This window comes from Streptomyces luteolus (assembly GCF_029968015.1).
Taxonomy (GTDB): domain Bacteria; phylum Actinomycetota; class Actinomycetes; order Streptomycetales; family Streptomycetaceae; genus Streptomyces; species Streptomyces luteolus.
In genome coordinates this window covers 60,679-83,265 of record NZ_JASCIS010000005.1, presented here as the reverse complement: position 1 = coordinate 83,265, position 22,587 = coordinate 60,679, and the positions used below count along the sequence as shown (strand labels likewise).

The window sequence follows — 22,587 nt, the reverse complement described above, 5'->3', positions numbered from 1 at the left end:
GACCACCGTGCGGCCATGTCAGTACCGCGCCGTAGACTCCGCGAGGTGACAGCCACCACCACCTCCACCGACGTGCCGGGCCCGCAGGAACCGGATTCCGAGCGTTCCGCGCGCGACAGGCTGCTGCTGCGGTTCGCGCCGCCCGTGGCCGCCGTGGTCTCCGGACTGCTCATGTACGCCGCGTTCCCGCCCCGTGAACTGTGGTGGCTCGCACCGATCGCCTTCGCCCTGTTCGGCCTCGCCGTGCACGGTCGGCGGGCGCGTGCCGGGTTCGGACTCGGCCTGCTCATGGGGCTCGGTTTCCTGGTGCCGCTGCTGTCCTGGACCGGCGTCGACGTGGGCCCGTTGCCGTGGCTGGCGCTCGCCGTCACCGAGGCGGTCTTCGTGGCCCTGGGGGCGGCGGGCATCGCCTTCGTGACCCGGCTGCCCGCCTGGCCGCTGTGGGCCGCGGCCGTGTGGATCGTCGACGAGGCGCTGCGGGCCCGGTTCCCGTTCGGCGGCTTCCCGTGGGGCAAGGTCGCGTTCGGGCAGCCCAGTGGTGTCTTCCTGCCGCTGGCGTCGATCGGCGGCACGCCGCTGCTCGGGTTCGCGGTGGTCCTGTGCGGGTTCGCGCTGGCCGCGCTCGTACGCGTAATCGTCACTACAAAGGGAGTGCGGGACCGGGCGGTCGTCACCGCGGCGGCGCTGACCGTGGCGCCGGTCGTCGCCGGGGCCGCCGTCCTGCCTGCCATGTCGAACGAGGCGGAGAACGGCACCGCGCGGGTGGCCGTGATCCAGGGGAACGTGCCCCGCATGGGCCTCGACTTCAACGCCCAGCGGCGGGCGGTGCTGGACTACCACGTACGCGAGACGATGAAGCTCGCCGACGCGGAGGTGAAGCCCGACCTGGTGCTGTGGCCGGAGAACTCCTCGGACATCGACCCGTACCTCAACCCGGATGCGTACGCCGAGATCGACAAGGCCGCCAAGGCGGTCGGAGCGCCCATCTCCGTCGGTGCCGTCGTCACGGCGGAGGACGGCACCGCGCGCAACCGCCAGATCCTCTGGGACCCGAAGACCGGTCCCGGGGAGGTGTACGACAAGCGGCAGCTGCAGCCCTTCGGGGAGTACATGCCCTACCGCGGCTTCTTCAGGATCTTCAGCAAGGACGTGGACCGCGCGGGCAGCTTCGTCCCCGGCGACAAGCCCGTCGTGTTCGACATGGCGGGCACCGGGATCGGCCCCGTGACCTGCTACGAGGCCGCCTTCGACGGGGTGGTGCGGGACCAGGTCGAGGCCGGTGCCGAGATTCTCTCCGTGCCGAGTAACAACGCGACCTTCGGGCGCAGCCAGATGACGTACCAGCAGCTCGCCATGGACCGGGTGCGGGCCGTCGAGCACGGACGCGCGGTGCTCGTTCCGGTCACCAGCGGAGTCAGCGCGGTGATCCGCCCCGACGGATCGATCGCGCAGGACACCGGGATGTTCGTGCCCGACACGCTCGTGGCCGAGGTGCCCAAGCGCACCTCGCAGACTGTGGCCACGCGCGTGGGTGCCTGGCCGGAGGCGCTGCTCGTCGCGGTCGGCGTGGGCGGACTCGGCTGGGCCCTGGCGCGATCGCTCAAGGCGCGGCGCCCGGCGGCCTGACGCACCGGCCGGGCAGTGTCGTAGGTGGCCGTTAGGGTCGTCGGCATGGCGATTCCTGAGTTCCTTCGTGAGATCCGCGCCTCGGCGGGGCACCAGCTCCTCTTCCTGCCGGGCGTCACCGCGATCGTCTTCGACGACGAGGGCAGAGTGCTGCTCGGACGCCGCTCCGACACCGGCAACTGGGCGGTCATCGGCGGCATCCCCGAGCCCGGCGAGCAGCCCGCCGAGTGCGCGGTGCGCGAGGTGTACGAGGAGACCGCCGTGCGCTGCGAGGTCGAGCGCATCGTGCTGGTGCAGGCACGGGAGCCGATCCAGTACCCGAACGGCGACATCTGCCAGTTCATGGACATCACGCTGCGCTGCCGCGCGTTGACCACGGAGTGCTACGTCAACGACGACGAGTCGCTCGAAGTGGGCTGGTTCGAGCCTGACGCTCTGCCGCCCCTGGAAGATTTCGGCACGCAGCGAATCAAGCTGGCGGCGGGGGACCGGCACGCGCCCACCTGGTTCGAGGGAATGCCGCAGGAGTAAGACCGCCTCAGGGCCCCTTCGTGGGGCCCTCTTTTTTGCTCACTCTGGGCCGACTTCAAGAAGTGCCCAGCGCTTCCTGCCGTCCTGCGTGAGGTGACCGTAGGTACGGGAGGAGTTCCGTCATGCCTGGCTGTGGGTGGCGCGGTCAGAAATTCGGAAACCGGAATTCGGAAACCGGAATTCGCAATTCGGGAATCGAAATTCGGGTTATTCCTCATTTCCAGCTCGACTCTTCGACTCTTCGACTCGCGTTTCGAGGGGTGCGGTGCTCTGGCGCGCACCGGACCCGGTGAGGTCGAGCGCGGGCGGACAGCGGCAGCGGGTCGCCGAACGCCCAGGCCGGACCGTCGGTGCTGCTGGGCCCGATTCCCGTGGCCCCGACATATAGGCAGACGCAGTCGGTTCGGGTGGCTATCGGTCTTGGACGTGATCGGTCGTCGTGGCTTCAATGAGGTTGTGCGAGATCGCAACCCGGTCTTCACGTTCTGTCTGTAGGGCGAGCAGACATACGGCCCTGCCTCGATCGCGTCGGTCCATCGCATCTGGCGCCTCGCCCCTCATGCCCCTCACTGCGAGGAATTCTCATGACTCAAATGATGTCGAAGGCGGCGCCGTCCACAGCCGCAGCGAAGACCGGTGCGTGGTCCGTCACCGTGCTGCTTGCGCTTTTCATGCTGCTCAATTACGCGGACAAGGCCGTTCTCGGATTCGCTGCGCAAGATATCCTGAAGGATCTGGGAATCACCGCTCAGCAGTTCGGTGTCATCCAGAGCGCCTTCTTCTGGCTGTTCTTCGCCGGAGCCATTCTCCTGGGCGCGCTCTCCACCAAGATCGGACTGCGCTGGCTCCTCGCCATCCTCATGATCATCTGGGTGGCCACCATGGTGCCCCTGGTCGGGCCCGTCAGCTTCACCGTGCTCATGCTCTGCCGGCTCACGCTCGGCTTCGCCGAGGGACCGGCCTACGCGCTTGCCAATCACGCCGTCCACTCGCGGTTCCCGGCTGAGAAGCGGGCCCTTCCCGCGGGGATCGTCTCCGCAGGGGCTTCGCTCGGTCCCGTGGTGATGGCGCCGATCCTGACGTGGGTGATCGTCACCTGGTCGTGGCACGCCGCGTTCGGCGTGCTGGCCGTGGCAGGCGCGATCTGGGCGGTCCTCTGGTTGGTGTTCGGCAAGGACGCCCCCACCTCGTCGGCCGCCTCGCAGGCCGCGGAGTCCGACGCCATCGATGTCCCGTATCCCGTGCTCATCAAGAGCGGCACGCTCATCGGTGTCGCGCTGCTCATGTTCCTCGGGTACTGGTCGACGACTCTGAAGGTCGCCTGGCTGCCGCTCTACCTCTCGGACGGCCTGGGCTACTCCACGCTCGCGACCGGGAGACTGGTCATGATCCCGTACGCCGTGGCCGCGATCGGATCCATCTCGGCCGGCGCACTCTCCAACCGCCTCCTCGCCAAGGGCGTGTCCCGTCGGGTGGCGCGCGGATACCTGATGGGCGCACTCGTCGCGTCGTCCGGCGTAGCGATGTACGGCTTCACCCTCGTCGGTCCAGGTGTGCTGCAGATGGTCCTGATCACCTTGGCGTTCTCCCTCAACACCGCTTCCTACGCGGTGGCGTTCACCGCCGTTGCCGACGTCCTGCACCCCCGGAAGCGCGGCGCGGTCATGGGCGGCCTGGTCGCCGTGTCCAGCATCGCCGGCGTCATCTCGCCCCTGGTTCTCGGGTACTTCGTCGGGAATGCCGCGGACAAGCTCGCCGGATACGGCCAGGGCTTCGCCCTCGTCGGCGTGCTCATCGCGGTCGGCAGCGTCTTCGCGACCTTCGTGATCAACCCGGATCGCGACCTGGCCAAGTTCCGTGCCCGAGTTCAGGAGAGTGCCCGATGACCAAGCCGCTCGAAGGTGTCCGAGTCATCGACTTCGGTCAGTTCATCGCGGCACCCGCTGCCGCACAACTCCTCGGCGACATGGGCGCCGACGTGATCAAGATCGAGCCCGTCGGCGGCGAAGCGGCCCGACTGATCGGCGTGCCCGGTCAGGCCATGCTCAACGCCTACAGCCGGAACAAGCGAGGCCTCGCGCTGGACCTGAAGGATCCCCGCGGCCGGCAGATCGCGCAGGAACTGATCGCCGGCGCCGACATCGTGGTCCAGAACCTTCGACCCGGCGTCATGCAGTCCTTGGGGCTGGGGGCGCAGACCGTGCGCGCCCAGCATCCAGGGATCATCTACGCCACCGTCAGCGGTTTCGGGTTGCACGGTCCGTCGAGGCTCCGAGCAGGTCTGGACATCGCCGCACAGGCCGAGAGCGGCATCATGTGGGTGACCGGTGAGCCGGACCGGGAGCCGCAGAAGGTCGGCTTCCAGGTCGTCGACTCGACCACCGCCTACGTCTGCGCCCAAGCTGTCCTCGGCGCCTACGTCCGGCGCCTGCGCACCGGGCACGGAGACGAGGTCGAGGTCTCCCTCCTGGAGGTCGCTCTCCACCTCCAGGCTCCCAACTGGGGTACGTACCTGCTGACCGGCAAGGAACCCGTTCGTACGGGAAACGGTCAGCCGGCCCTGGCCCCGGCGGCCGACGTCATGCCCACCAGCGATGGCGCCCTGGTCGTCTCCGCCTATTCGGACGCCCACTTCGACCGGCTCTGCCGACTCCTTGGGCGGCCGGAGTTGGGAACGGACGAGCGCTTCGCGACGAACGCCGCACGAGTCCGCAACCGCCCCGAGATGCTGGGTGAGCTTCGCCCCCGGTTCGCCACGATGACCACTGACGAGGCCATGAGCCTGCTGGCCGACAACGGAGTGGTGGCAGGCCGCATCAACCCGTACGGCCGGGCGATGGCGAGCCCGGATGCCCAGGCGTCCGGAATCTTCATCGACGTGACCGACGTGGCCGGACAGGAGACGACCACCCTCGGATCGCCGTGGCACCTCGGCAGCATCCCCGAGCTGTCCGGGAACGGAGCCCCCGAGCTGGGCCAGCACACCGCTGAAGTACTCACCGAGCTGGGCTACGAACCCGACGCCATCCACGCGCTCGAAGCAGCGGGGGTCGTCCGCTCGTTCGCCGCCGACCCGGCCGAGGCCGGAGCACGCATGGCGTCGGTCCGCTGAGTTCGAACCGCGACAAGCCGCTGAAAACACCCTGCCCAGTCCACCCCTCAGCCCAAGGAGTGCCGCATGGAACGAAATCTGTTCGACGAGCAGCACGACGCCTTTCGTGCCACCGTCCGCCAATTCATGGCGAAGGAGGTCGCGCCCCACATGCCGGAGTGGGAAGCGGCGGGCATGGTTCCGCGCGAACTGTTCAAAAAGACCGCCCAGATCGGGATCAACGGCCTTCAGGTGCCCGAGGCCTTCGGTGGCGCCGGCGTCGACAGCTTCCTCTTGAACGCCATTGTCTTCGAGGAGATCGGCTACGCCGCCGCATCCCTCGGCGGCCTGCAGGTGCACCTCAACACGGTGCTGCCCTACTTCCTGGAGTACGCCAACGACGAGCAGAAGTCGCGCTGGTTCCCCGGGTTCGCCGACGGTGACCTCATCGCGTCCATCGCCATGACCGAACCCGGCACGGGCTCCGATCTGGCCGGGATGACCACCACCGCCGTGCGCGACGGCGACGACTACATCCTGAACGGAGCCAAGACGTTCATCACGGGCGGGATCAACGCGGATCTCGTCATCGTGGTCGCGCGCACCTCCCGTGACGGGGACAACCGACGTGACGGGCTCTCGCTCCTGGTCGTTGAGGCCGGCATGGAGGGCTTCGTCCGCGGGCGCAACCTCGAAAAGCTGGGTCTCAAGTCCTCGGACACCGCGGAGCTGCTCTTCGACCAGGTCCGGGTGCCGGCCCGCAATGTGCTGGGCGCGGAAGGCGGCGCCTTCGCCATGCTCACCAGCAACCTGGCCCAGGAACGGCTCTCCATCTCGATCACCGCACAGGCGACCGCGACCGCGGCACTGAACCTGGCGATCGACTACGTCCGGGAGCGCAAGGTCTTCGGGCGCCGCGTCGCCGACTTCCAGAACACCAAGTTCGTACTCGCGGACTGCGCCACCGAGTTGGAAGCCGCCCAGGCGCTGATCGACCGGGCCATCCTCGCGCTGGACACCGGCACGCTGACGCCCGCGGATGCCGCCAAGGTCAAGTTGTTCGCGACCGAGACACAGGCCCGTGTCATCGACCGGTGCCTGCAGTTGCACGGCGGCTACGGCTACATGCGCGAGTACCCGATCTCCAGGCTGTACGCGGACGCCCGCGTCACCCGGATCTTCGGCGGCACCAGCGAAGTGATGAAGAGCGTGATCTCGAAGTCCCTGGCTCTTTGAGCATCAGGTCACCAGCCCTGCCCGCACCGGGAGATCCGCAGCAGACGGTTCTTCCACGTGATCGGAACGAGGCGGTCGGCAGCCGCCCTGAACGCATGAAGGAAGCACATGGAAATCAAGGGGATTCACGCCGTCGTCACGGGAGGCGCTTCGGGACTCGGCCTTGCAACCGCGAGTCGCCTGGTGTCGGAGGGCGCAACGGTCACCGTGCTCGACCTGCCCGGATCGGCCGGGGTGGAACGGGCCAATGAGCTCGGCCCGGCCGCACGGTTCGTCCCCGTCGACGTCCAGGACCCGGACGTCGTCGCCGCTGCCTTCGCGGCCGCTGATGAACAGGGCCCGATTCACGCCGTCGTGCACTGCGCGGGCCGAGGCCGGCCGATGCGGGTCCTGACGAAGGACGGCAAGGCGGCCGACCCCGCCCCGTTCGAGGCGGTGGTCCGACTGAACGTCATGGGCACCTTCAACGTCCTCCGGGCCGCGGCCGAGGCCATGGCCGCCAATGAGCCCCACGGCGGAGACCGAGGCGTCTGCGTGCTCACCGCGTCGGTGGCCGCGTACGAGGGGCAGATCGGCCAGATCAACTACGCGGCGGCCAAGGCGGCCATCGTCGGGATGACGCTCCCCGCAGCGCGCGACCTCGCCGGCGTCGGCATTCGCGTCTGCACGATCGCGCCGGGCACGTTCGCCACCCCGCTGCTCATGAACGCGCGCACGGACATCGTCGAGGGCCTTGCCGCGGCCGTGCCGCACCCGCCCCGCCTGGGCGACCCCGACGAGTTCGCCGCCCTGGCCGCCCACATCATCGAGAACGGGATGCTCAACGGCGAAACGATCCGACTGGACGGCGCGATCCGGATGGCACCGCGATGACCGCCGAGTCGGACGCGGTCTCGGCCTCGGTCCGCGTCGAACACGCCGAATCGGTGCTGGTCGTGACGATCGACCGCCCCGAGGCCCGTAACGCCGTCAACCGGGACGTGGCACAAGGGATCGCGAGAGCCATGGACCTGCTCGACGAGCAGCCGACCCTCACCGCGGCAGTCCTGACCGGAGCGGGAGAGCACTTCTGTGCGGGCATGGACCTGAAGGCATTCCTGCGCGGCGAACGCCCGAACGTTCCTGGTCGAGGCTTCGCCGGCCTGGTGGAATCGCCTCCCGCGAAGCCCCTGGTCGCCGCCGTGGAAGGCGCGGCCGTCGCAGGCGGCTTCGAGATCGTCATGGCGGCCGACCTCGTCGTCGCCTCGACCACGGCCACGTTCGGACTGCCCGAGGTCAAGCGAGGACTTGTCGCGGCCGGCGGCGGACTCAGCCGACCGCCCGCATGGGTACCGCGGGCGGTCGCGCTCGAAATGGTCCTGACCGGCAACGTCCTCGGCGCCGCGGAGCTGCACCGGTTCGGGATGCTCAACCGCCTCGTACAGCCCGGGCAGGCCCGTGACGCCGCGATCGAACTGGCCCAGCAGATCGCCGCGAACGGACCCCTCGCGGTCAAGGCGAGCAAGCGGATCCTCACGGAGTCACCCGGATGGGCCCCGTCGGAGAAGTTCGAACGCACCCGTCAGATCGCCATGCCGGTCCTCCGGTCGAACGACGCCCGCGAGGGGGCCGCGGCATTCGCCGAGCGCCGGCCCCCCTCCTGGACAGCGAGCTGAATGTCGGAACCCCACGTAGCGGAACCTCACCCAGCGGAACCCCACCCAGCGGAACCCCACGCAGAGGAAGGAACCACCATGCGTGATGCAGTCATAGTCGAGGCAGTGCGCAGTCCGATCGGGCGGCGGGCGGGGGGACTTGGAGAAGTTCATCCGGCCGACCTGTCCGCCGCTCTCCTCAACGCGCTGTCCGAACGGTCCGGCATCGACCCGGCGCTCGTCGACGACGTCATCTGGGGATGCGTCGCCCAGGTCGGCGAACAGGCCGGCAACATCGCCCGGTACGCGGTCCTGTCGGCCGGCTGGCCCGAGAGCGTCCCCGGGACGACCGTCGACCGCCAGTGCGGCTCCAGCCAGCAGGCGCTGCACTTCGCCGCCGCAGCAGTGATGTCCGGACAGTGTGACGTGGCCGTCGCCGGCGGCGTGGAGAGCATGTCCCGGATTCCGATGGGATCGGCCCGGCGCGCCGGGCCGGGCGCGCCCGCCAGCGACAAGCTGCTGGAGCGTTACGACGGAGTCGAGTTCAGCCAGGGGATCGGCGCCGAGATCCTGGCCAAGCGGTACGACCTGAGCCGGTCCTGGCTGGACGAGTACAGCCTGGCGTCGCACCAGCGGGCTGCCGAGGCTGTCGACGGAGGCCGCTTCGTCGAGGAGATCGCCTCGATCGAGACGCCGGACGGATCGGTGGTCTCCGTCGACGAGGGCATCCGCCGTTCGTCGAGCATGGAGAAGCTCGCCGCCCTGAAAACCGTATTCGACCCCAACGGCCGTATCACGGCGGGGAATGCGTCGCAGATCTCCGACGGATCCGCTGCCGTGCTGGTCATGACGAGCGAGCGGGCACGGAGCCTCGGGCTGGCCCCACTGGCCCGGATCCACACCGCCACGGTCGTCGCGGACGACCCCGTCGCGATGCTGGCGGGACCCGCACCCGCAACCGCCAAGGCCTTGAAGCTCGCCGGGCTCGGGTTGGACGACATCGGCACCTTCGAGGTCAACGAAGCCTTCGCCAGCGTCGTCGGGGCGTGGCTGAAGGAGACGGGTGCCCGGCGGGAGCTCGTGAACCCGGACGGCGGGGCCATCGCGATGGGGCACCCGCTCGGCGGTTCCGGAGCGCGGCTGGCCACGACGCTGCTCCACCGCATGCGGGCCGACGGGATCCGCTATGGACTGCAGACGATGTGCGAGGCCGGAGGCATGGCCAACGCCACGATCTTCGAAAACCTCGACCCGGGCGCGAAGCACTAGCAGCCCCGTCGGCCGAAGTCCGCAGGGCATCGCCCGCCGCGGAAGCCGACGGATTGATCACGTAAAGGAGACTTGTGATGACGATGAGGATCGTGGTGTGCGTGAAGTACGTCCCCGATGCCACGGGGGACCGGTACTTCGCGGACGACCTGACCACTGACCGGGAGGCGGTGGACGGGCTGCTGTCGGAGCTGGACGAGTACGCGGTCGAGCAGGCGTTGCAGATCGCGGAGGCGGCGGACGACGCGGAGATCACCGTGCTGACGGTGGGTCCGGAGGACGCGAAGGACGCGCTGCGCAAGGCATTGTCGATGGGTGCGGACAAGGCCCTGCACGTGGAGGACGACGCTCTGCACGGCACCGATGTGCTGGGCACGTCGCTGGTGCTGGCGAAGGCCGTCGAGCACACCGGTTACGACCTGGTGCTCTGCGGCATGGCCTCGACCGACGGCGGCATGGGTGTGCTGCCGGCGATCCTGGCCGAGCGCCTCGGTGTGCCGCAGATGACCCTGCTGTCCGAACTGGCGGTCCAGGACGGTGTGGTCACCGGCCGCCGGGACGGCGACTCCGCCAGCGAGGAGCTGCGGGCCGTCCTGCCGGCGGTGGTCTCGGTGACCGACCAGTCCGGTGAGGCGCGCTACCCGTCGTTCAAGGGGATCATGGCGGCGAAGAAGAAGCCGCTGGAATCCCTGGACCTGTCGGATGTGGGCATCGAGGAGGACCAGGTCGGTCTGGAGAACGCCTGGACGACGGTCCTCGAAGCGACCAAGCGCCCGGCCCGTACGGCCGGCACGATCGTCAACGACGAAGGCGAGGGCGGCAAGCAGCTCGCGGCCTACCTCGCGGACGGACGGTTCGTCTGATGAGCGGCCGCGCCCGGCACAAGCCCGTCACTCCTCGGACCGGTTCCCCGATCCGCACTCACCCCACATTCATCGCCTTCGCAGGAGAGGGGCCTTCCCATGGCTGAAGTTCTCGTCTACGTCGATCACGTGGACGGCGCCGTCCGCAAGCCGACCCTGGAACTCCTGGCGCTGGCCCGCCGGATCGGCGAGCCGGTGGCGGTCTTCCTCGGCGCCGGTGCCGACACCGCCGCCCCGACGCTCGCCGAGTACGGCGCTACGAAGGTGCTGGCGGCCGAAGTGCCGGCGTTCGACGCGTACTTGGTGGCTCCGAAGGTCGACGCGCTGCAGGCCGCGTACGAGGCGGTCTCCCCGGCCGCGGTCCTGGTGCCGTCGTCGGCGGAGGGCAAGGAGATCGCCGCGCGGCTGGCGGTGCGGACAGGTTCGGGTCTCATCACCGACGCCGTCGACCTGGAAGCGGGGGAGGAGGGGTCGGTGGCGACGCAGTCGGTGTTCGCCGCGGCGTTCACCACCAAGTCCCTTGTGTCCAGGGGCACTCCGGTGATCACGGTGAAGCCGAACTCGGCCGCCCCGGAGGTCGCCCCGGCGGCGGGTGCGGTGGAGCAACTGGCCGTCACCGTCGCCGACGCGTCGAAGGGTACCGAGGTCGTCTCCCGTACTCCGCGTGAGTCGACGGGGCGTCCGGAGCTGACCGAGGCCGCGATCGTGGTCTCCGGTGGCCGTGGCCTCAACGGTCGGGAGAACTTCCACCTCATCGAGTCCCTCGCCGACTCGGTGGGAGCAGCGGTGGGTGCCTCCCGTGCGGCGGTGGACGCGGGCTGGTACCCGCACGCCAACCAGGTCGGGCAGACCGGTAAGAGCGTGTCTCCGCAGCTGTATGTCGCCGTCGGTATCTCGGGTGCGATCCAGCACCGGGCCGGTATGCAGACGTCGAAGACGATCGTGGCGGTCAACAAGGACGCCGAGGCCCCGATCTTCGACCTGGTCGACTACGGCGTGGTCGGTGACCTGTTCGAGGTTGTCCCGCAGTTGACGGAGGAGATCAGCGCCCGCAAGGGGTGACCCGCGCCGTTTCGGTGAGGGGGTGAAGGTGGCGGGCCCGTGAGCGCGGGCCCGCTGCGGGCGCGCTGTGCGCGACCGACGGAAGTGCGTCGCGACCGACGGAAGTGCGCGACCGGCGGAAGGTGGACCACCATGAGCGCCACCATGAGCGCGTCGACATGCCAGTGACGGAACATTACGCTTCCCGCATGGATTTGCGTCAGATGGAGTACTTTCTCGCAGTTGTCGACCATGGCGGGGTGAACAAGGCTGCGGCGGCTTTGCGAGTGGCGCAGCCTTCCTTGTCGCAGGCGGTTCGAAAACTCGAAAAAGACCTTGGCGTGGAGCTGTTCTTCCGGGTCGGACGAGGGCTTGTACTGGCGCCCGCCGGCGAGGCGTTCGTCGGCCCCGCCCGCATGATTCTCCGCGAGGTCGATTCCGCGCAGAATGCGGTCCGGGACGTTGTCGAGGTGCGGACCGGACGCATTGACATCGCTTCCCTGTCGGACCTTTCGACGGACCCGGTCTCTGTCTGGGTCGCCAGATTTCGAGCGGTGCATCCAGACATCAAGTTCCGGATCGAGGAACGCGATGATCCGGCCGACGTCATCGCACTCGTCAAGTCGGGCGTCTGCGAACTGGGCTTCCTCTCCGCGCCCGTATCCGGCGCCGAGGTGGCGGTGGATGAGCTGGTGGACCAGCGGCTCGTACTCGTCAGCCCTCCAGGCACCGAGGACCGATGGCCGGCCCGTGTGCCCATCGACACGTTGTCCGGTGTCCCTCTGGTGCTGGGTGAGCGTGGCACCGCGACAAGGGACTACATCGAGAAAATGCTGCGGACCCACGGTGTCGAACCACGCATCGTCGTGGAAGTCCGGCAACGAGGCGCCGTATTGCCGATGGTTCTGGCCGGCGGCGCCGTTGCCATCATTCCTCTTCGGGTGGCTTTGGACGCTCGCCACCGGGGCGGTGTGCTGAGAGAACTCACCCCGGGCCTTTCCATGGGGATCGTGGCGATCCACCGGCGTGCCAAACTGACCGCCGCGACATCGCAGTTCCTCGGCTTTTCGAAGCAGTCGCTGAACGACTGGGTTCGAGCCATCGACAGGCGCATGGCCGAAGGCGACTCGCTTGTCGATGCCGCTGTGCAAACGGCGAACGAGACCGATCAGAAAGTCCGCCGGGCCAACCTCGATATTTCCCCTGGGGGAGTTCGGCGTGGCTAGCCACCTGTCGCTGTCGTCACGATGATGTCGACCGACGGCACGACCTCGCGGTACATGTCCGCCGTCCGCCGGTTGAACTCCTCGCCCATGTCCGGGACGTAGCCGTCGGCGGACGGGCCGATGTCCAGACCTTCGAGGTCGGGGCGGAGGAACGCGCCACCCATCGACTCGACCGGATCCGCACCCTCCTGCCGGGCGTCGAACGCGTTCACCACCGCCCCCAGACTGCTTGCCGCGCCCATGGCGGCCGGTCATGGCCGACCTCCTTGGGGCGGTCGGTCAGTTGGTGACGAGCAGCGTTCCGGCGTAGGCGAACGCCATGATGAACACGGTGGCGAGAACGGCCAGTCCGGCCTCCGCACGGCCCCGGCGCAAGAGCGTGGGAAAGTGCACGCCGGCTCCCATCCCGAAGAGCGCCATGCCGAGGGCGGCGCTCTGCACCCGGCCGGCCACATCGAGGGCGCCCTGCGGGAGAACGCCTGTCGTCCGCACGACGACACAGCCGACGAAGGCGACGACGAAGAGCGGGATCATCGGAGGGTGGCTCCGGGACGCGCTCGACCGGCGGAGCGCCCGCCTGCGGCGGAACCCCGCCGCGGCGACCATCGGGGCGAGCATGACGACCCTGGTCAGCTTGACGACGACGGCCACGGTCAACGCGGCGGCACCGGCCGCACTCGCCGCTCCGACGACCTGACCGACGTCATGGATGCTCGCCCCGACCCAGATCCCCATCTGGTGGTCGGTGAGCCCGAGCGGGCCCTGGAGCAGGGGGAGGCCGAGCATGGCCGCGGTCCCGCACAGGGTCACCAGGGCGACGGTGACGGCGACGTCCTCCTCGTCGGCGTCCGCCGTCGACTTCATCGCGGCGATGGCCGAGGCACCGCAGATCGCGAACCCGGTCGCGAGCAGGAGTCTGCGCGGGCCGCTGAGTCCCCACAACCGCCCCACGGCACTGGTCAGGAGGAAGGTGACCACGAGGGTCGCGATGACCATGGCTGTGGTCGGGAGGCCGAGGGCGACGATCGATCCGGCGGAGACCGCCAGCCCGAGGAGTGCCACTCCCGCCCGGAGCAGTTGCTTGGCGGCGAGCTTCAGCCCCGGCGCGCACGCCTTGGGTATCAGGTGGAGGTTGGCGAACAACGCACCGAGGACGACGCAGAAGGTCACCTCGCCCACCGCCGGGACGGCGCGGTGCAAGAGCGCGGCCACGGCGAGACCGGTGCCGGCCAGGGCGATACCGGGGAGGTGGGTCAACGGTCCGCGGAGCAGACGCGAGTGTGCCGGACCCGCAGCACCGTCTGCTGCCTGAGGCGGTGGCGCCGCAGGCCTGGGACATCGTCCCTTGGCGAAGGATCCATCGGGAACGTCCGTGGCCATCAGCGACACTCTCCGTCCGGGACGATGCCGACGAGGCCGCCGAGGCGGGCCCGATGCCGGACGGGGGTGCCGAGCGCGACCTGGTCCGCGACGGCGCGTTTCAGCCGCAGGTGTGCGGGGTGCTCCCACGTCATCCCGATCCCACCGTGGAGCTGGACGCACTCCTCGGCGGCACGGACCGCGACCTCCCCGCACACGGACGCGGCCACCGCCACCGCCACCGGCGCGTCGTCGGGCTCGTCGGCGAGCGTGGCCGCGGCATACCGGGCCGCGGCGCGGGCGCCTTCGACGGCGATGTGCAGGTCCGCCAGACGATGCTTGATCGCCTGGAAGCCACCGACGACCCGCCCGAACTGGCGGCGCACCGTCAGATAGGACACCGTCTCGGCGAGGCACCACTGCGCGAGACCGACCTGCTCCGATGCGAGCACCCCGGCGCCCGTGAGCAGCCCGGTTCGTACGGCTTCCTCCGCGGCCGGCCCACGCACCACCAGGCGGGCGGGGGCGCCGTCGAGTCGGACCGTGGCCAGTGGACGGGTCATGTCGAGGGCTACTGCGGGAGTGACCTGGACCGCGGCGCGGTCGACGAGCCAGAGCCCCGCACCGTCCGCGCCGAGTGCCGGCACCAGGAAGGTGCCGGCATCCGCACCGGCTACCGGCGTCGCTTCACCGCGCAGGCCGTCCGGCTCCTCCCGGACGGTGAACACCGGGCCGGAGGGGTCCGTGGACCAGGGGAGGAGGAGCGTGAGGACCGACCCCCCGGACGCCGCGGCCGCCAGGGTGTCGCGTACCGCGTGCTGGTCCGCGGACTCCGCGGACATCAGGTGCACGAGGGCGGACGTGGCGATGACGGCACTGGTGAGGAAGGGGACCGGAGCAACGGCCGAGCCCAGCTCCTCAAGGACGGTTCCCGCCTCGCGCGCACCGGCCCCGGCACCCCCTGCCTCCTCCGGCACGAGCAGCCCGGCGAGTCCCAGATCGACGGCGAGGCTCCGCCACAGCGGCGCACTCAGCCCGTGCCGGCCGTCGGAGGCGGCGGCGACATCGTCGGACGCGCACCGGTCGGCGAGGAGGGTGCGAACGACGGTCCGGACCGACTCCTCGTCCTCGGACTCGACGAGCGAGAGCCGGACCGGGCCGGAGCCAACGGGGATCTTCATCGGGGGACCTTCTTCCAAGGGACGTCCTTGTCCACCCGGGCCTCGCCCGGGAGGCCGAGCACACGTTCGGCGACGATGGTGCGAAGGACCTCGGACGTTCCGCCCTCGATCGAGTTGCCCTTCGCGCGCAGGTAGCGGTAACCCGGCCCCCGGCTCAGGAAGTCGACGGACGCCGGCCGCACCAGGGCCCAGTCGTCGTACAGAAGTGCCGCGTCGGGGTCGAGTTCGAGTTCGAGCAGACTGATGCTCTGGGCGAGGTCGGCGAACATCACCTTCATGGCGGCGCCCTCGAATCCGGGCGCACCGGTCGCGAGCCGCTGACGCAGCCGGGCGCCCGTGAGCCGGAACACCTCGGCGGCGACCCAGCGCTCCATGACGCGGTCGTGCACGGCGGCGCCCCGGACCTCGGGGTGCTCGCGCCACAGCTCCGCGACCTTGGAGATCATTCCCGACTCGCGACGGGCCTGGTCCCCGCCGATGGCGACCCGTTCGCTGCTCAGCGTGGCGTTGGCGACCTTCCAGCCGTCACCGACCGCACCGAGCCGTGCCGTGTCGGGCATACGGACATCGGTGAGGAACACCTCGTTGAACTCGGCCTCCCCGGTGATCTGGCGCAACGGCCGGACCTCGACTCCCGGGGCGGACATGTCGAGGATGAAGTACGACAGTCCGCGATGCTTCGGCACCTCCGGGTCGGTGCGCGCGAGGAGGATGGCGAAGCGGGCGACGTGGGCGCTGGAGGTCCACACCTTCTGCCCGTTGACGACCCAGTGGCCGCCTTCGCGCACCGCGCGCGTAGCGACCGCTGCGAGGTCCGACCCGGCGCCCGGCTCGGAGAACAGCTGGCACCACACCTCCTCCCCGAGCCAGAGCGGCCGCAGGTAGCGGGAGCGCTGCTCCGGGGTTCCGAACGCGAGGATGGTGGGCGCCGCCATTCCCACGCCGATGCCGACGTGGCCGGCCGGGTTGACCGGAGCGCCGACCGCACGGAGTTCGGTGTCGACGACGTCCTGAAGGTCGCGTGCGAGTCCCAACCCCCCGAGCCCTTCCGGGAAGTGGACCCACGCGAGCCCGGCGTCGAACTGCGCTCGGTGGAAGACCGACGCGTCGGTGGTGGCGGGCGGGTACGTACGCAGCAGTTCGGCGACGCGAGCACACAGCTTGTCCACGGTCATGACCTCAACTCCAGGGGGCCGCCACCCTTGGCGCGGCGCTCGGCGGCTGTGCGCACCTCGGTGCGGGCGAGGGCGTTGCGGTGCACCTCGTCCGGCCCGTCGGCGAGCCGCAGGGTGCGGATGCTCGCGAAGGCGCCGGCGAGCACGGTGTCCTGGGAGAGCCCGGCCGCACCGTGCACCTGGATGGCCTTGTCGAGGATCCATTCGACCGTGGTCGGGGTCGCCGCCTTGATCGCCTGGATGTCGGCGTGCGCGGCCTTGTTGCCGAGGCGGTCCATGGTCCACGCGGTCCGCAGGACCAGCAGGCGCAGCTGCTCGATACGGATCCGCGACTCCGCGATCCACTCCCGGACGACGCCCTGTTCGTCGAGGCGCCGGCCGAAGGCCACCCGCTCACCGGCGCGCGCACACATGAGGTCGAGGGCGCGCTCCGCGACGCCGATGGACCGCATGCAGTGGTGGATCCGGCCGGGGCCGAGCCGCGCCTGGGCGATGGCGAAGCCGTCGCCCTCACCGAGGATGAGGTTCGCGCGCGGCACCCTGGCGCCGTCGAAGACGATCTCCGCGTGTCCACCGTGATCGCGGTCGTCGTAGCCGAAGACACTCATCCCGCGCAGGACCCGCACGCCCGGTGCGCTCCGGGGCACGATGACCATCGACTGCTGCCGGTGCCGCTCCGCCGTGGGGTCGGTCTTGCCCATGACGATGAGCAGTTCGGCGTCCGGGTTCATCGCGCCGGTGATCCACCACTTGCGCCCGGTGATGACGTACGCGTCGCCGTCGGCCTCGATCCGGGTCTCGATGGTGGTCGCGTCCGACGAGGCGACCGCCGGCTCCGTCATCGCGAAGGCGGAACGGATGCTCCCGTCAAGCAGGGGTGCGAGCCAGCGCTTCTTCTGCTCGGGCGTCGCGAACATCGCGAGGACTTCCATGTTCCCGGTGTCCGGTGCGGCGCAGTTGAGCGACGCCGGCCCGAGTCTCCAGGCCCGGCCGGTGAGTTCGGCGAGTGGGGCGTACTGGAGGTTGGTGAGGCCGGCCCCGTGTTCTCCGGGGAGGAAGAGGTTCCACAACCCGCGTCGGCGGGCCTCGGCCTGCAGTTCCTTGACGACGGGGAGCCGGGTCCACGCCCACGGCTCGTCGGCGTTCTCGATCTGCTCTTCCAGGGCCGGTTCGGCCGGGTAGACGTGCTCGTCCAGGAAGTCGGTGAGCCGTGCCATGAGCTCCCGGGTCCTGTCGTCGTACGCGAAGTCCATGTCAGCTCCATTCCTTGAGGAGGGCGATGCCTTCGCCGAAGAGGGGCTCCACGAGTGCGCCGACCGTGTCGAAGCCGGCGCCCACGGTGTGCCCCTGGGAGTGCCGCAGATGAATGCCTTCGAGGATCACGGCGAGCTTGAACGCCGCGAGACCCAGGTAGAAGCCGAGCCCCGCAGGGGGCAGCGGCCCGGTGCGCGCGGCGTACCTCTCCACGAGCTGCGCCGCGGACGGGTGGCCGGGGGCGCGGGAGATCGTCGTGATGACCTCGCCGCCGGGGATCTCGGCGACACGTCCGTACACGACGAGCAGCGCCAGGTCGGTGAGGGGGTCACCGATCGTGGCCATCTCCCAGTCGATGACGGCTCGTACCCCGGATGCGTCGACGAGGAGGTTGTCAAGGCGGTAGTCGCCGTGCACGATCCGGGCCGCCGACTCGGTGGGCACCCGGTCCGCGAGAGCCGCGCGCAACTCGTCCGCCCCGGCCAGTTCGCGTGAGCGGGAGGCTTCGAGCTGCCGGGTCCACCGGGACACCTGCCGGCCCAGGAAGCCTTCGGGGCGGCCGAGTTCGCCGAGTCCCACGGCCGACGGGTCGACCGCGTGGAGATCGGCGAGGACGTCGATCATCTCGTCGGCGATCTTCCGGGTGCGGGCCGCGCCCAGCTCGCGCAGTTCGCTCTCGTCCCGGAAGGCGGTCCCGGGCACGTACTCCATGACGTAGAAGGGGGCGCCGATCGGGCCCGAGTCGGTGCACACGGCGAGGACCTGCGGCACGGGGACGGCCGTCGGGGCAAGGGCACTCATGACCCGGGCCTCGCGCCCCATGTCGTGGGCGGTCTCCAGGACGTGGCCGAGCGGTGGCCGTCGGACGATCCACTGGCGGCGGCCGTCCCCGACGAGGTAGGTCATGTTCGACTTCCCGCCGACGACGACGTGGCCGGTGCACGCGCCGATGTGCGGGTCGACGTTGGCCCGGAGGAATGCGGCTACGACGTCGAGGTCGAGGCCGGGCAGGTTCTGGTCGCGGTCGTCGGCCATCACGGCACCAGGAGGGCGAGGGCACGGCCGCCGGCGGAGTCGATGCGGGCGGCAACCTCGGCACAGGCCCGCTCGTCCAGGTCGGCGACGGCCACGGCGAGGCCGTCCGCGGCCAGCCGCTCCGCGACGGCGGCGCCGATGCCCCGGGCGGCACCGGTGACGATGGCGATGCGTGGGGACGTCATGCTCGGATCTCCTTGCTCGGGTAGGACGGGGGCGATCCGACGGTCGCGCCGGATGCGAGGAGGGACAGCAGCGCGTCGCGGGTGGCGCCCGCGGCACGGTGGTGGATGGCGTGGAGGCCGGCCCGCCGGGCGCCCTCGACGTTGGGACGGGCGTCGTCGACGAACGCGACCCGCTGCGGCGGCAGGCCGAGGCGCGCGCACAACAGCCGGTAGATGTCCGGGTCGGGCTTGCGCAGCCCCACCTCACCGGAGATGACCACGGGCTCGAAGCGGCCGTCGTGGAGCCGGTCCGGGTAGGTGTTCGCCCAGCTGTTGGAGAGGACGGCGACCCTGGTGCCGCGCGCCCGCAACTCGTCGGCCAGGTCCCACATCGCCTCGTCGGGGCGCAGCCCGGCGAACATGCCGGCGAGCAGCCCCGCGGGCTCGGGGCGGCTTCCGTCGGTGCGGCGGAGCCGGGCCGCGAGCGCCTGCTCGAACCCCGCCGCATCGAGCCGTCCGGTCTCCAACTCGTGGATCGGAGAGTTCTGTTCGGCCTCCCGGCCGAGCCAGGCGCGCAGGCAGTCGGTGAAGCTCCGCGCATCGATGCAGGACGCGGTACGCCACCGCGCGAGCGAGTCGGCCATGGACGTGGTGAGCACTCCGCCGTAGTCGAACGCGACGGCCTCGACCGGGGCGGCGGCCATCACTCCCCCTCGCCGACGAAGAGGTGCCCGCCGTCGACGACGAGGGTCTGCCCGGTCGTCCACGCGGCGTCGTCGGAGAGGAGGAAGGCCACCGCGCCGGCGATGTCCTCGGGCTCACCGAGACGCCCCATCGGATAGCCCTTCAGTACGGCCTCCTCGCGGCCCTCGTAGAGCGCGGTGGCGAACCGGGTCTTGACGACGGCCGGGGCGACGGCGTTCACGCGGATGCGGGGCGCGAGTTCGACCGACAGCTGGGACGTGAGGAAGGAGAGCATCGCCTTGGTGGCCCCGTAGAAGCCGATTCCGGTGGACGGCCGGAGCCCGGCGATGGAGGACACGTTGACCACGGCACCGGGGCCGCGCTCGCCCATGCCGGCCTCGCGGGCCAGCCGGATCCAGTTCAGCGCGGCAAGGCAGTTGACCTCGAAGATCTTGCGGGCCGCCGCCGGATCGAGGTCCAACAGCGGGCCGTAGACCGGGTTGATGCCGGTGTTGTTGACGAGCAGGTCGATGGCGCCGAAGCCCTCGACGGCCGCGGCGACGGCCGCCTGCCGGCTCTCCGGCTGCTCGGCGCTCCCGGCGACGTACCGGACTCGGTCCGGAGTGCCGAGCGCGGCGGCGGCCTCCTTGAGGGCGGCTTCCTTGCGCGCCGTGATGACGACCCGCGCGCCGCCGGCGACGAGCCGCTCCGCGATGGCGTGGCCGATGCCGCGGCTGGCGCCGCTGACCAGGGCCACCTTGCCGTCGAATGGCTTCATGACTTCTCCTCTACGAGGGGTCTGGGTTTCCCGGAACGGCGCTCAGGCGAGGCGCTCGACGACCATGGCCATCCCCTGGACGCCACCGACGCACATGGTCACGAGGCCGAGTTCCTTGTCCTCGGTGCGCAGCGCGTTGAGGAGCGTGGTGGTGATGCGCGCACCGGTCATCCCGAACGGGTGGCCGAGTGCGATGGCCCCGCCCTTGACGTTGAGCCGCTCCTCGTCGATGCCCAGCTCGCGCGCGGACGCGATGACCTGGGCCGCGAAGGCCTCCGCTGGCCCGCATCGTGTCGACGGGGGTCACCGGTCTGTCGACACTGAGTTGCCAAAAAACACGCGGCCACGAGGGGAACAGGCCGCTGCCCGGCACCCGGAGAGCGTCAAGTGGACGCTCCCCGGGTGCCGTTCTCCACTGCCCCGAACCGGCGCTCGGTCAGTTCCCGGCCGGAGAGGCGACGTTCGCCGGAGCCACCTCGACGAGCTGCTTGCCGAAGTTGCGACCGGTCAGCATGCTGATGAACGCCGACGGCGCGCCCTTCAGACCGCCCTTGGCGACATCCTCACGGAACCGGATGCGCCCCTCCTTGACCCAGCCGGCCAACTCGCCGATGGCCCCCGGCCAGTAGTCACGGTGGTCGGCGATGACGAACGAGTAGACGTTGACCCGGTGGAGCAGCAGGTGGCTGATGCCCTTGAGGCCGTACGGCTCGTCGCGGTTGTAGTCGCTGATGTTGCCGCACAGGACGACTCGGCCGTGGTCGTTCATGCGCGGCAGAAGCGCGTCGAGGACGGGGCCGCCGACGTTCTCGAAGAGGATGTCGACCCAGTCGGGGGTGAGCTCGGCGAGCCGCTGCTCGAAGTCGTCGGCGCGATGGTCGAGGCACTCGTCGAAGCCGAGTTCCTCCGTGACGTACCGGCACTTCTCGGGGCCGCCGGCGATGCCGAGGACCCGGCACCCCTTGATCTTGGCGAGCTGGCCGACGACGCTGCCGACCGCGCCCGACGCCGCCGTGACGACGACGGTCTCACCGGGCTTGGGATCACCCAGGTGCAACAGGCCGTAGTGCGCCGTGGCCCCGGTCATGCCCAGGACGTGCAGGGCCAGCGAGATGTCCCCCGGGTCGAGGTCGACGATCCGGGCGGCGTCCTTCGTGACCAGGCCGTACTCCTGCCACCCGAGCATGCACGCCACATGAGCGCCTACGGGCAGCGCCTCTTCGTTGCTCTCGACGACCTCGCCGACCGTGGCGCCGGGCATCGTCTGGCCGGGCTTGAGCGGCTCGACGTAGGACCGGACCGGGTTCATCATCGGCCGCATGTACGGGTCGAGGGAGAGGTGGCGGACGCGGACGAGCGCCTGGCCGGGGCCGGGAGCGGGGCGCGGTGTCTGCTCGACGAGGAAGTCGCCCTCGCTGACCATTCCTTGGGGATGGTCACGCATCGCGACGCGCAAGGACGTCTCGCCCATCACTTGCCCACCTTCCGGAGCAGCCCCTCGGCGTTGCCGTACATGTAGGCATGCAGCGCCGCGTCGTCGAGGTCGAGCTCGCAGGTCTTCCGGACGCCCTCCTCGATGCCGCAGAAGGAGTAGGCCGAGGCGTAGACGAAGCGGTTCGGCAGCCAGTTGACGCCCTCGGCGTAGGCCTGCCCGCCGGGGGCGAACATGTAGACGTCGGGGGAGACGAACATGTTGTGGACCCCGGTGACCTCGCTCTTGAAGGCGAGGGCTACGGCCTCGTTGACGTACGGGTAGCAGCCGTGCCCGAGGATGACCGGCATCCCGGGGTGGCGGCGGGCCACCCGGTCGAAACGGACCGGGTCGGTGTGGCTGATGTCCGGGCCGGCGAGCGGTCCGGTCATGAACAGCAGGGGGACGCCCAGCTCGGCGATCTTCTCGTACAGCGGGAAGAGTTGCTCGTCGTCCGCGTACATCGGCGTGCGGGCGAGGCCGGGTTCGAGGCAGACGCCGACGAGATCCAGTTCCTTCACCGCGGTGTCGAGGCCGGCGATGATGTCGTCCATCGGCTTGTCGAAGTCGATGCCCGCGAGCCCGAGGACGCGGCCGTCGCTGCGCTCGCTCAGCTCGGCGAGGTCGGGGTCCTCGATGTGCACCGGGACCGGGCGGTTCACCGAGTGCCGGCCGTTCATGATGCCGAGCCGGACTCCGGCTGAGTCCATCTCCCCGATCATCGCTTCGAGGGCGCGCTCCTCGGCGTTCGGGAACGGATCCGTGCTGATGGTGTACGACCGCGGCACCGGGTCACCCATGACGCGGTTCACGGCGCCGACGACGGTCGGGGTGAAGAAGAGGCGGTAGGGGCCGGTCGGCGGGCGGAGACGGAAGTCGATGATGCGGCCGCGGAGGCCGTCGAGTCGCTCGGCGGGGGTGCGGGTCATGACGTGCTGCCCTTCTCTCGGTCAGGCGGAGGTGCCCGTT

At 70.0% G+C, this 22,587-nt stretch carries 21 protein-coding genes and 2 pseudogenes; 11 read left to right on the top strand and 12 right to left on the bottom strand.

The window, feature by feature from the left end:
- Nucleotides 1-45 precede the first annotated feature (45 nt).
- The 11 genes from lnt to QIT00_RS06330 all read left to right on the top strand — a co-directional run bounded on the left by lnt (nt 46) and on the right by QIT00_RS06330 (nt 12,517).
- Nucleotides 46-1,626 (top strand): apolipoprotein N-acyltransferase, encoded by a 1,581-nt coding sequence (lnt, locus tag QIT00_RS06380; RefSeq protein ID WP_408909729.1) that lies wholly within the window; start codon nt 46-48, stop codon nt 1,624-1,626.
- Between the two features lie 45 nt (nt 1,627-1,671).
- Nucleotides 1,672-2,157: an NUDIX hydrolase gene (locus QIT00_RS06375; protein ID WP_282534111.1), complete on the top strand. Its 486-nt coding sequence runs from the start codon at nt 1,672-1,674 to the stop codon at nt 2,155-2,157.
- A gap of 584 nt (nt 2,158-2,741) precedes the next feature.
- Nucleotides 2,742-4,043 (top strand): MFS transporter, encoded by a 1,302-nt coding sequence (locus QIT00_RS06370; RefSeq protein WP_282534110.1) that lies wholly within the window; start codon nt 2,742-2,744, stop codon nt 4,041-4,043.
- On the top strand, nt 4,040-5,269 hold the full coding sequence (locus QIT00_RS06365; RefSeq protein ID WP_282534109.1) for a CaiB/BaiF CoA transferase family protein: 1,230 nt from the start codon (nt 4,040-4,042) through the stop codon (nt 5,267-5,269). The genes QIT00_RS06370 and QIT00_RS06365 overlap by 4 nt, the downstream gene beginning before the upstream one ends.
- A gap of 66 nt (nt 5,270-5,335) precedes the next feature.
- Entirely contained in the window at nt 5,336-6,484 is a 1,149-nt protein-coding gene (locus QIT00_RS06360) for an acyl-CoA dehydrogenase family protein (RefSeq protein WP_282534108.1), read from the top strand.
- 108 nt (nt 6,485-6,592) lie between these two features.
- A complete protein-coding gene (locus tag QIT00_RS06355) occupies nt 6,593-7,357 on the top strand; it encodes an SDR family NAD(P)-dependent oxidoreductase (protein ID WP_282534107.1) in 765 nt (254 codons plus the stop codon).
- Entirely contained in the window at nt 7,354-8,139 is a 786-nt protein-coding gene (locus QIT00_RS06350; protein WP_282534106.1) for a crotonase/enoyl-CoA hydratase family protein, read from the top strand. The genes QIT00_RS06355 and QIT00_RS06350 overlap by 4 nt, the downstream gene beginning before the upstream one ends.
- Nucleotides 8,140-8,217: 78 nt before the next feature.
- A complete protein-coding gene (locus tag QIT00_RS06345; protein ID WP_282534105.1) occupies nt 8,218-9,387 on the top strand; it encodes a thiolase family protein in 1,170 nt (389 codons plus the stop codon).
- A gap of 77 nt (nt 9,388-9,464) precedes the next feature.
- Nucleotides 9,465-10,250 (top strand): electron transfer flavoprotein subunit beta/FixA family protein, encoded by a 786-nt coding sequence (locus QIT00_RS06340; RefSeq protein WP_282534104.1) that lies wholly within the window; start codon nt 9,465-9,467, stop codon nt 10,248-10,250.
- A gap of 99 nt (nt 10,251-10,349) precedes the next feature.
- Complete coding sequence (locus QIT00_RS06335; protein ID WP_282534103.1) at nt 10,350-11,312, top strand: electron transfer flavoprotein subunit alpha/FixB family protein; 963 nt, start codon at nt 10,350-10,352, stop codon at nt 11,310-11,312.
- 188 nt (nt 11,313-11,500) lie between these two features.
- The gene (locus QIT00_RS06330; RefSeq protein ID WP_282534102.1) at nt 11,501-12,517 is read left to right on the top strand and encodes a LysR family transcriptional regulator; all 1,017 of its coding nucleotides are present in this window, start codon (nt 11,501-11,503) and stop codon (nt 12,515-12,517) included.
- On the opposite strand, the gene QIT00_RS06325 is transcribed toward QIT00_RS06330, so the two are convergent.
- The 12 genes and pseudogenes from QIT00_RS06325 to QIT00_RS06270 all read right to left on the bottom strand — a co-directional run bounded on the left by QIT00_RS06325 (nt 12,514) and on the right by QIT00_RS06270 (nt 22,547).
- The gene (locus tag QIT00_RS06325; RefSeq protein WP_282534101.1) at nt 12,514-12,759 is read right to left on the bottom strand and encodes a hypothetical protein; all 246 of its coding nucleotides are present in this window, start codon (nt 12,757-12,759) and stop codon (nt 12,514-12,516) included. The two genes, QIT00_RS06330 and QIT00_RS06325, sit on opposite strands and share 4 nt — an antisense overlap.
- A gap of 37 nt (nt 12,760-12,796) precedes the next feature.
- Nucleotides 12,797-13,774: a YeiH family protein gene (locus QIT00_RS06320; protein WP_282534100.1), complete on the bottom strand. Its 978-nt coding sequence runs from the start codon at nt 13,772-13,774 to the stop codon at nt 12,797-12,799.
- Between the two features lie 122 nt (nt 13,775-13,896).
- Nucleotides 13,897-15,057, bottom strand: a complete 1,161-nt coding sequence (locus QIT00_RS06315; protein WP_282534099.1) for an acyl-CoA dehydrogenase family protein — start codon at nt 15,055-15,057, stop codon at nt 13,897-13,899.
- Nucleotides 15,054-16,232, bottom strand: a complete 1,179-nt coding sequence (locus QIT00_RS06310; protein WP_282534098.1) for an acyl-CoA dehydrogenase family protein — start codon at nt 16,230-16,232, stop codon at nt 15,054-15,056. Before QIT00_RS06310 ends, QIT00_RS06315 begins: the two co-directional genes overlap by 4 nt.
- Nucleotides 16,229-17,485 (bottom strand): acyl-CoA dehydrogenase family protein, encoded by a 1,257-nt coding sequence (locus QIT00_RS06305; RefSeq protein WP_282534097.1) that lies wholly within the window; start codon nt 17,483-17,485, stop codon nt 16,229-16,231. The genes QIT00_RS06310 and QIT00_RS06305 overlap by 4 nt, the downstream gene beginning before the upstream one ends.
- Nucleotide 17,486: 1 nt before the next feature.
- Entirely contained in the window at nt 17,487-18,521 is a 1,035-nt protein-coding gene (locus QIT00_RS06300; RefSeq protein WP_282534096.1) for a phosphotransferase family protein, read from the bottom strand.
- 11 nt (nt 18,522-18,532) lie between these two features.
- Nucleotides 18,533-18,706 (bottom strand): annotated as a pseudogene (locus tag QIT00_RS06295) (SDR family NAD(P)-dependent oxidoreductase); the annotation flags it as partial.
- A complete protein-coding gene (locus QIT00_RS06290) occupies nt 18,703-19,389 on the bottom strand; it encodes an HAD family hydrolase (protein WP_282534095.1) in 687 nt (228 codons plus the stop codon). The pseudogene QIT00_RS06295 and the gene QIT00_RS06290, both read right to left, overlap by 4 nt.
- Nucleotides 19,389-20,147, bottom strand: a complete 759-nt coding sequence (locus tag QIT00_RS06285; RefSeq protein WP_282534094.1) for an SDR family oxidoreductase — start codon at nt 20,145-20,147, stop codon at nt 19,389-19,391. Before QIT00_RS06285 ends, QIT00_RS06290 begins: the two co-directional genes overlap by 1 nt.
- A 42-nt stretch (nt 20,148-20,189) precedes the next feature.
- A pseudogene (locus QIT00_RS06280) lies at nt 20,190-20,423 on the bottom strand (acetyl-CoA C-acyltransferase); the annotation flags it as partial.
- Nucleotides 20,424-20,583: 160 nt separating this feature from the next.
- Nucleotides 20,584-21,618 carry an NADP-dependent oxidoreductase gene (locus QIT00_RS06275; protein WP_282534093.1) on the bottom strand — a complete coding sequence of 345 codons (1,035 nt, stop codon included), beginning with the start codon at nt 21,616-21,618 and terminating at the stop codon, nt 20,584-20,586.
- Entirely contained in the window at nt 21,618-22,547 is a 930-nt protein-coding gene (locus tag QIT00_RS06270) for an amidohydrolase family protein (RefSeq protein WP_282534092.1), read from the bottom strand. Before QIT00_RS06270 ends, QIT00_RS06275 begins: the two co-directional genes overlap by 1 nt.
- Nucleotides 22,548-22,587: the final 40 nt, after the last annotated feature.